The organism is Isoptericola haloaureus (genome assembly GCF_036689775.1).
Lineage (GTDB): Bacteria > Actinomycetota > Actinomycetes > Actinomycetales > Cellulomonadaceae > Isoptericola > Isoptericola haloaureus.
The window spans coordinates 1-313 of the sequence record NZ_JBAGLP010000094.1 but is presented as its reverse complement, the minus strand read 5'-3'; the positions used below and the strand labels follow the sequence as shown (position 1 = coordinate 313).

Here is a 313-nt window from a genome sequence, read left to right as displayed (position 1 = left end):
CCGCGCGGGGGAGGGGTGGCGGCAAGCGGGCTCCAGAGCGACAGAGCGGAAGAGCGCCGTGTGGGGAAGGGGTGCGCTTGCCAGTGTAGATCTCGGTGGGCGCCGGATCATTGACAAATCGAGGTCGAGGTGCGCGGCGCTGGGCAGGGCGGCCCCGCGGCGCTCGGCGACGGCGCGGAAGCGGTCCAGGTCGTGGGCACCGGAGCCGACGAGCGTGGGCCCGTGCATCTGGTCGAGGCCGACCCCCACGGGCCGGGGGGGACCGCCCGCGGCGCCGCGCACGTCCCCGTCGGCCTCGGCGGCGTGCTGGATG

General features: G+C 76.4%; 1 protein-coding gene. It reads left to right on the top strand.

What is annotated here, in order from left to right; genetic code table 11:
• Window positions 1-129 precede the first annotated feature (129 nt).
• Window positions 130-313, top strand: a 184-nt coding sequence (locus V5O49_RS00305) for a hypothetical protein (protein ID WP_332900469.1), incomplete at its 3' end; no start/stop codon positions are given.